This window comes from Methyloglobulus morosus KoM1 (assembly GCF_000496735.2).
In the GTDB taxonomy this organism is placed as follows: domain Bacteria; phylum Pseudomonadota; class Gammaproteobacteria; order Methylococcales; family Methylomonadaceae; genus Methyloglobulus; species Methyloglobulus morosus.
In genome coordinates, this window is sequence record NZ_AYLO01000104.1 from 1 (window position 1) to 8,869 (window position 8,869).

At 48.1% G+C, this 8,869-nt stretch carries 6 protein-coding genes; 3 read left to right on the forward strand and 3 right to left on the reverse strand.

Going from position 1 to position 8,869, the window contains the following annotated elements:
• Positions 1-393 precede the first annotated feature (393 nt).
• From MGMO_RS13525 to MGMO_RS13535, 3 genes are all read left to right on the forward strand, one after another.
• Positions 394-1,752 carry an aryl-sulfate sulfotransferase gene (locus MGMO_RS13525; protein ID WP_235557287.1) on the forward strand — a complete coding sequence of 453 codons (1,359 nt, stop codon included), beginning with the start codon at positions 394-396 and terminating at the stop codon, positions 1,750-1,752.
• Positions 1,753-1,801: 49 nt separating this feature from the next.
• Entirely contained in the window at positions 1,802-2,269 is a 468-nt protein-coding gene (locus tag MGMO_RS13530) for a cupin domain-containing protein (RefSeq protein ID WP_023495618.1), read from the forward strand.
• 80 nt (positions 2,270-2,349) lie between these two features.
• Positions 2,350-2,868: a GNAT family N-acetyltransferase gene (locus MGMO_RS13535; RefSeq protein WP_023495619.1), complete on the forward strand. Its 519-nt coding sequence runs from the start codon at positions 2,350-2,352 to the stop codon at positions 2,866-2,868.
• A gap of 73 nt (positions 2,869-2,941) precedes the next feature.
• On the opposite strand, the gene MGMO_RS13540 is transcribed toward MGMO_RS13535, so the two are convergent.
• From MGMO_RS13540 to MGMO_RS13550, 3 genes are all read right to left on the reverse strand, one after another.
• Positions 2,942-4,096 (reverse strand): methionine aminotransferase, encoded by a 1,155-nt coding sequence (locus MGMO_RS13540; RefSeq protein ID WP_023495620.1) that lies wholly within the window; start codon positions 4,094-4,096, stop codon positions 2,942-2,944.
• A gap of 69 nt (positions 4,097-4,165) precedes the next feature.
• Positions 4,166-5,368, reverse strand: coding sequence for an efflux RND transporter periplasmic adaptor subunit (locus tag MGMO_RS13545; RefSeq protein WP_023495621.1), 1,203 nt, complete (start codon positions 5,366-5,368; stop codon positions 4,166-4,168).
• Between the two features lie 8 nt (positions 5,369-5,376).
• Positions 5,377-8,556, reverse strand: coding sequence for an efflux RND transporter permease subunit (locus MGMO_RS13550; RefSeq protein ID WP_023495622.1), 3,180 nt, complete (start codon positions 8,554-8,556; stop codon positions 5,377-5,379).
• Between the last annotated feature and the right edge of the window lie 313 nt (positions 8,557-8,869).

Consider the following 8,869-nt stretch of genomic DNA (forward strand, 5'->3'; position numbering starts at 1 on the left):
AACAAAACCAGGTGCAGACCGCACGCCTGCTGGACATCAGCAGGAATGTGCTCAGGCACAAGCTCGGGCTCTACGGCTTGTTGCCTAATTCGGAGAAAAAATTATCAAGTACTGCCAATAAAACGAATGCCTTGACTAAGGGCTTGAACAATCAAGCGGCAAGGTTCTTTACGGAATAGCCTTAAGCTCGATTGCAATTGACATTTCGACGCATTCGTAATGTGACTGGGTATGCACTCGATGAAGGACATCCAACCCATTATCCCTATCTCAACGGAAATAAAACCGATAATCCCATTTATCAAAAGCAACAGGATCAATACAGTGCAAACAACTTTCCTTAACAAATTTAAGTCCCATAGTCCAAACAGGATTAATCGAAATAGGCTAATTGTGCTTATAACGGCGTTGGGTGTGGTCGGCACAATAAATTGTGAATCGATAAATGCAGCGCCCAGCATTTATCCGACCGGTACAACACGTTATGACCCGAATAAGGCATTCAATTCCTACGTGCTTTTTACCAGCGGCGACAACATTGCTCATTTGATCGATATGAATGGAAATTCAGTGCATGAATGGAAGGACGCTGCCAGCCACAGCACACTGATCGACCCATCTGTGAACGGCGGCAAACTTGGGCATGTATTTGTGACGCTTGATACAGTCGAAGGAAAAGGAACGGGCCTGATTCCGGGACAAGTTAACAGGAAGGTTGCCAAGACGGTTGCCGAATTGGATTGGGATGGCAAAGTCGTTTGGTCGTTTGGAGAAAAAGCCCCTGGCGGGGTTGCCCAGCAACACCATGACTGGGCGCGCCTGCCCAATGGCAATACCGTGATACTCGCCAATTTAGTACATCCCGTCAAAGGCTTTAAGCAGCCAAAAGTATTGGATGACGTGGTTTATGAAGTCAATCCGGTCGGCGAAGTTGTCTGGAAATGGATTGCTTCCGAACACCTCAATGAGTTCGGGTTTACACCTAACGAACTTAAGTTGGTGCGCAACGCGGATATAGCCGATTATCTGCACGTCAACAACCTTAAGGTAGTTGGCGCTAACCATTGGTTTGCATCTGGTGACAAACGTTTTAATCCCGACAATTTGCTGTTCGATGCCCGTAACGCCAATTTCATTGCCATCATCGACAAGAAAACCGGGAAGATAGCGTGGCGACTGGGCCCCCATTATTCGGATGTCAGCGAAGAGCAGCAATATTCCCGTAAAGTGCCCAGGCCGGTCGACCAGATTAGCGCACAACATGATGCCCACATCATTCCAGAAGGGTTGCCCGGCGCTGGCAATTTACTTGTTTTCGATAATCAGGGTGTAGCGGGTTACCCGCCAGCATCTGTACCCAGAACCGGCGGTTCTCGGGTGCTTGAAATTGATCCGGTTAAAAAAGAAATTGTCTGGCAATATACTGGGGAAGACTCCGGAGGGCCAACGTGGTCGTTCCGCAGCACACACATCAGCGCCGCCCGTCGATTGCCTAATGGCAATACTTTTGTCGATGAAGGCCAAAGTGGCCGCCTTTTTCAGGTAACCCGCGAAGGCGAAATTGTCTGGGAATATGTCAATCCTTATTTACGCAAAGGCAAAGACCCATTCACCGGTCGGGCAACCGCCAACAATCAATTATATCGTGGCCAGCCGGTGCCTTATGGATGGGTGCCCACTGGTACGCCGCATACCGAAAAAGCAGTTATTCCACCTGAGTTGAGCCGGTTTCAACTTCCGCCTGCCCCTTAACCGATGGCTGGAACATGCAAAAGGTCACGATCATTATCGGGGAATTGAAATGAAACGTTATGTAATAGTCCAAGCAATTATGCGACGGATAGTGGCAATCAGCCTTTACCTTTACTTGGGTATCCTGACTGCGGCCGAGCTTGATCCCAAGGCTATCACGATCAGGCTGCCCGATGAGATCAAATGGGTCGCTAATCCCGGAGGTTCGGAAAGTGCGGTACTTGTCGGCGACCCATCCAAACCCGGTCTTTATGTGGTGCTGAATAAGTGGAAAGCGCACCACAACAGCAAACCGCATTCACACTCGAACGACCGCTTCATTACCGTGATTTCAGGGACATGGTGGGTGGGCACTGGCACTGACTATAATGTGGAGAATTTAAAGCCGATTCCAGCAGGTAGCTTTGTCACCCATTACGGCAACGAGGTTCATTATGACGGCGCGAAAGACGGCGATACAATCTTGCAAATTTTTGGAATTGGGTCTGCAACCTCAACTCCAGCGGCAGCAAAATAGCGGATAGGATGTTTTGAACGAAAGTTAGGGTAACGGCTGTTTCATCAACCCAACCTCTCTGGATGAATGTATAGCATTATATGCAACTTAGTGAAATTAAGACCAATAGAACTGTCCTGAGGCCATTTTCAGAAAATGATGCAATAGTGTCGTTTTCGTGGTTTGGTGATCCAGAGGTTATGAAATTTACGCCTAATGGACCAGATGCAGCATTGGAAGATACTGTTGCAAGGATAGCTCACTATCAGGAACACCACGAGCAGCATGGATATGCAAAGTGGATTATTCTTGAACGTGATTCTATGAAGCCGATGGGTGACGCGGGGCCTATGTATTTCCCGGAATGCCAGCATTTCGAGTTAGGCTATCGATTGCTGCCTGAGTACTGGAATAAAGGTTTTGCGACCGAAGTCGCATCGGCTTGGGTTCGCGAATGTTTTCATAGGCTAGATTTTAAGATTTTGATAGCTTTCACGCATCCGGGCAATCTGGCTTCAATCCGTGTGTTGGAAAAAGTAGGTTTCAAATTTAGTCATCGTGAGTATTTAATGGGTATGAAAAGCATGGTTTATCAATTAACGAGCTATCTTTCTGACTAGAAGGTTTGTTTGGGGCAACACCATGACTGCATGAGTTGCGGATTCCATGCTACGTAGATATTCATTGGTTTGATCAAATTTTATTCAAGATTACTGCGGCCTTTTCCAAGGTATCTTCCTTTTTAGCGAAACAAAACCGTAACACCTTGTTATCTTCCTGCTGGTGATAAAAAGCCGATACAGGGATTGAAGCGACGCCAAATTCTTTGGTCAAACGTTGTGCATAATCAGTATCTTTTTCATTACTTATTGTTTGGTAATTCAACAGTTGAAAGTAGGTGCCGGCAGATGGGACGATTCCGAATTTTGAATTTTTAATCAAGTCGATAAAATAATCCCGTTTTTGCTGATAAAATTTTCCCAGCGATAAATAATGGCCTTTTTGCCCTAAGAATTCTGCCAAAGCAAACTGGACGGGGGTGTTGACTGAAAACACCAGAAACTGATGTACCTTTCTGAATTCTGCCATTAAGTTTTTTGGCGCTGCGCAATAACCAACTTTCCAACCTGTCGCATGTATCGTTTTTCCGAAGGACGAAATAATAAAACTGCGTTCTGCCAGCGGTCTAAACCTTGCCACACTGTGATGGGGTTGGTCATCAAAAATAATATGTTCGTAGACTTCGTCGCTGAGAATAATGATATCGGTGCCTTTGGTGATTTCTGCCAGTATGAGTGTGTCGGCAGCGCTCAGCACGGTACCGGTTGGATTGTGCGGAGTGTTGATGATGATCATTTTTGTAAGTGGGTTGATGCTTCTTTTCACTTCTTGCCAATCAATTGTATAACCCGGTGTCCGCAACTTGAGATGGACGGTTATGCCGCCGTTTAACGTAATTGCCGGTTGGTAGCTATCGTAAGCCGGTTCAAAAATAATGACTTCATCGCCTTCGCGGATCACTGCTGCAATCGCGGTATAAATCGCCTGTGTGGCACCGGCGGTAATCGTGATTTCAGTGTCGGGGTCGTATTGTGTTCCGTATAAGTCCTCTATTTTTTCGGCCAGTATTTCCCTAAGGCCTATGATTCCCGACATTGGGGCATATTGGTTGTTTCCTGCTTTCATGAATTTGTTGACAAGCGATACAAGCCCTTCATGACAATCAAAATCGGGAAAGCCCTGAGAAAGATTGATTGCATCGTGTTCGGCTGCCAATTTACTCATTACAGTAAAAATAGTCGTGCCTACATCCGGAAGCTTACTGTTCGACTTATAGGGAAAATGCATAGATAATGTTTTTAAAGTTCAAAGCTTATAAATGGCTTAAAAAATTTGGCTATCTCTGGGTTTTCAGTATTAAGATTTGGCGGTATTTTCTTTGTTAGGTTTCGGTTCTATTACCGTTACCTTTTCACCCTCGACCAGAAGGTCCGAAGGGCTGGCTACCAGCACATCCTTGGGGGCTATGCCTTCGAGGATTTCAACTTCCCGTCCGAAATCACGACCCAGTTTTACCGGGTGAAAAGCTATACGGTTTTCGTTTTCCACAACAACAATGTGCGTACCCGCCTGGTCGATCACTAACACATTGGCAGGCACAACCAGGGGATTGGTTTTTACATCGACATTGATCGTTAGTTCCACATAGGATCCCGGCAACAACTTTCCATCTTTATTTTGGAGCGTAATTTCAACCTGGCGTGACCGGTTGATTGGGTCAAGCGCGCCAGCCACATGGTCGATTTGGGCGATCAAGGTTTTCCTTTTTGCTTCTATAGGGCGTACGGATACTTTTTGGCCGATTTTGATATCGCCTGCGTACATTTGTGGAACCCAGGCCGTCAATCGGAGCGGGTCATTCTGTGTGAGTGCAAACAGCTCCTTTGTCCCTGCGTTGACCAAACTGCCCACTTCAATAGACCGACGGGTAATGACTCCGGGGAATGGGGCAACGATGCGCCGGTAGCTTTCAATTTTTTCTAGGCGTTTTACATTGAGTTCGGCTGTCGCCAAATCGGCTTTTGCCTGTAAAACAGCGCTACGTTTTTCGTCGTATTCCTGTTCAATGGCACTGTCGCTTTCTTTAAGGATTGTCCATCGTTTCAATGTCGTCTGGGCAAGTTCAAGCCTGACTTTTATCTGCGATAGCGCAGCACGGCTTTGCGCCAGTTCTTGTTCCAATTCGGGGATGTCGATTAGGGCTAGCAGTTCGCCTTTCTTAACCTGGTCGCCAATCGTCTTATACCATGCGCTTAGATAACCGTTGCTGCGGGCATAGATCTGGGTTTCTTCGTTACCATGCAGGCTGGCCGGCAACACAATCTTATGTGACGTTTCGCCTGAGCGAGAATGTACCCCAATAACACTACGTCCTAGGCTTGCCTCGGTGCGCATTTGCAGGATGTTTGTTTCCCGTTGGTTAAGCACTAACCGACATCCTCCTGCCATCATTAAAAAGAGTAACAGGATGCCCACGATTCTTTTGACGGCAACTAGGGTGCGCTGTGGGTTTTCAATTGACGATGTGGCAAATAGGGGTTGTTGGTGGTGATTGCTCATTATGGTTTTTATTCAGCTAAAGGTATCGCACGGTTTAAAAAGCGATGATCGAGCCAACGATGTGCGCTGGCGAAAACAATAGGGACAAACAGCAAGGTAGAAACAGTCGCGAATGTTAGGCCACCGATAACGGCACGACCCAAAGGGGCGTTTTGTTCAGCACCTTCGCCCCAGCCGACCGCCATCGGTAACATGCCGATGATCATGGCGAAAGCGGTCATCATGACGGGCCGCAAGCGGGTGGACGCCGCTTCCAATGCTGCTGTTAAAGGCGGTACGCCCTCCCGAAGCCGGGTTCGGGCGAAAGATACCAGCAGGATACTGTTGGCGGTGACAACACCCATAGCCATGATGCTGCCTGTTAACGCCGGGATGCTTAAAGTGGTTCCCGTTAGGAACAATGTCCAGGCGATTCCCGCCAGCGCTGCGGGTAATGCGCTAATGATTATCAGCGGGTCGAGCCAAGATTGAAAGTTGACCACTAACAATAAATACAGTAACACAATTGCTACAGCCAAGCCTGTTGCGAGCCCAAGAAAAGAGCTGTTGAGGGTCTGGATCTGTCCCCTGACTATTAGTTCCACCCCACGCGGCAACTTTGCCTGGCTTTGTTCAATCAGGCGATCAATATCAGCACTGACCGAACCCAAGTCGCGGCCTTCGACATTTGCGTAAATATTGAACACATTATTATTGTTGTAATGAGTCACCAGCACCGGTTGTACTGAGCGTTTCAAGTTCACTAGGTTACCCAACAGCTGCGGAGCATTGTTACCTTCACCTCCTACAGGCGTCCGCATGAGTGCCTCTATACTGTCGAGTTCGAGTGGGTTACCTATGACACCAATGTTTACCGTATTACCATTGCTAGGATTTAACCAGTAGGTGGGCGCAGTTTGCATGCTGCCGCTCAGGGTCAACAAAAGGTTCTGTGCAAGGTTTCGTGCCGATAGCCCAAGTTGTTGAAGCTGTGTTCGATTCATATCCAGGCTTAATGCAGGCCTGTTGGTCCGTTGATAAATATGGGCATCGACAAGGCCAGGAATTTGCCGTAAGCGATTGTTAAGTTCTACGACTAAAGGCATAACCTCTTCGGGCTTGCCGCCAAGAAATTGGATATCGATGGGCGCCGGGATGCCAAAATTGAGCGTCTGGCTTACCTGGTCTGCGGGTTGAAAAAAGAACTCGATACTTGGGAACCGATTGGGTAATTCTGCACGTAACGCCTTGATATAATCTTCGCTCGGTGCGTGGTTACTTGGGCGCAGGGAGACCATGATTTCGGTGTCCGCCGTTTCTACCGTCCCGGAATTGCCAAATAAGGTGTTCCGTGTGCTATAGGGGCCGCCGATAATGTCCAAAATATCCCCAATCTCTTCGCTGGGTATGCGTTCTCGTATGACTTTTTCTATTTCGTCTATCAACGCAGGCATTTCCTCTATCCGTGTGCCTGTCGGCGCGCGGACATGCAACCTGATTTGGCCTGCGTCGACCGCAGGGAACAAATCCTGGCCGAGCAGCGGCACGAGTGTCAGCGACAGTAGGCAAAAGCCAAGAAAGGCCGAGCCGTAACGCAAACGATGCATGAGCAGATGGCTTAACAGGATAAGATAATACTCCCGGAAAATCTCAAAACCATGTTCAAAACTATGGTGAATGTGCTTGAATTTACGGGCTATGAAATTTGCCGATGATTGGTTTTTCCGGTTGTGATGTCCGGACATCATGTACATTACCAGGGTTGGTACCAACGTCCGCGATAACAAGTAGGAGGCCAGCATGGCAAACACCACTGCCTCCGCCATCGGCACGAACAGGCTGCGGGCAACGCCGGTCAGAAAGAACATCGGTACAAACACGATACAGATACACAAGGTCGAGACAAAGGCAGGCATCGCGATTTCTGCCGCACCGTCAAGGATAGCTTGATGGGGGTTTTTGCCCATTAGCATTTGCCGCTCAATATTTTCGATTTCAACAGTGGCATCGTCGACCAAGATGCCTACTGCCAGCGCCAAGCCGCCCATCGTCATGAGATTGATGGTTTCGCCAATCAGGTAAAGCACGATAAGCGAACACATGATGGATAAGGGGATAGATACAGCGATGATACACGTACTCCGCCAGTTGCCAAGGAACAGTAGGATCATGGCGGCGGTCAAGCCGGCGGCAATTAATGCTTCGTGGACCACGTTGCCCACAGCGGCCTTCACAAACAGCGATTGATCGAACATCAATTTCATATTGATGCCTTCTGGCATTTGGGCCAACATCTTCGGTATAACTTGCCTTACGTGATCGGCGACATCCAATGTCGAGACGTTTCCCCTTTTGAAAATGGAGTTGAGGATACCTCGCTCGCCATTCTGTCGTGCGATAGTGGTCATCGGCGCTGAACCATCCCTTACGTTTGCTACATCCCGGATCAGGGTGGTCGTGCCGTTGGCTGTGCGCACCGGAATATCGCCGATGCGGGGTATCGCGGCGATTGCGCCGTTGAGGGTGACGTCATATTCAGTCGAACCGACCTTAATCGTTCCAGTCGGCAAAATCAGGTTTTGCTCAGCCATTGCATCGACCAGGTCGGCGGGGCTAAGTCCCCGGCTTAAAAGTGCGTGCGGGTCTATATCGATTGTAACCTGTCGGCTTTTGGAGCCGAACGGGTTGGTCACGGCGACACCCGGTTTGGATTGAAGTGCACTCCGGACAATGTTGTTGACTAAATCGTTCACTTCCGTTTCCGGTACGGTGCTGCTGGAAATGCCCAACTGTACTAACGGTAAATCGGAAGCCGAATATTGGATTACCTGGGGTGGGGCGGTGCTGGTTGGTAAGGAGCGATAGACTGAATTACTGCTGGACATGACTTGTGCAATGGCAGTCCTGATGTCAGTGTCGGGATGGAAAAACACTTTGATGACTGATGACCCAGCATACGACAGCGATTCACTGTGTTCGATGCCATCAATCAACGACATGGAACGCTCGACCGATCCCGCCAGACGGTCAGAAATTTCCTTGGCGTTCATGCCCTTGTAATCCCAAAGCATCGCCACCACCGGAATATCGATGTTCGGAAAAATATCCGTTGGCATTTTGCTTAACACGTAAGGGGTCGACAACAGAATCAGTAGGGCCGCCACAAGAAAGGTGTAAGGACGTCGGAGGGCGATTTGAACAATCCACATAGGGTTCTCGAGAGATTTCAGTAACGGGTCTGTTCAGAGGGTGGGCTAAACGATATTTTTATTTTTCATGGCTATATACCTTACACAGGTTGGTTGCTATCGGGTTCTGTAATTTCAATTGGTTAACCAAAACAACTACCTTTTACCTGTGGCTTGTTAATAGCCATGTTATTTTTTGGTTAAGCAAGGCCAATAGGCTGCTTATGAATGAAAGCAAAGGGCATGCCATTAAATGTAGGAACTAGGGCGATGCTTGTAAAAGCATCATTTAAAGCCGCAAGTAGTTTAGAACTGTGGTTATTTGGGTTGCCTT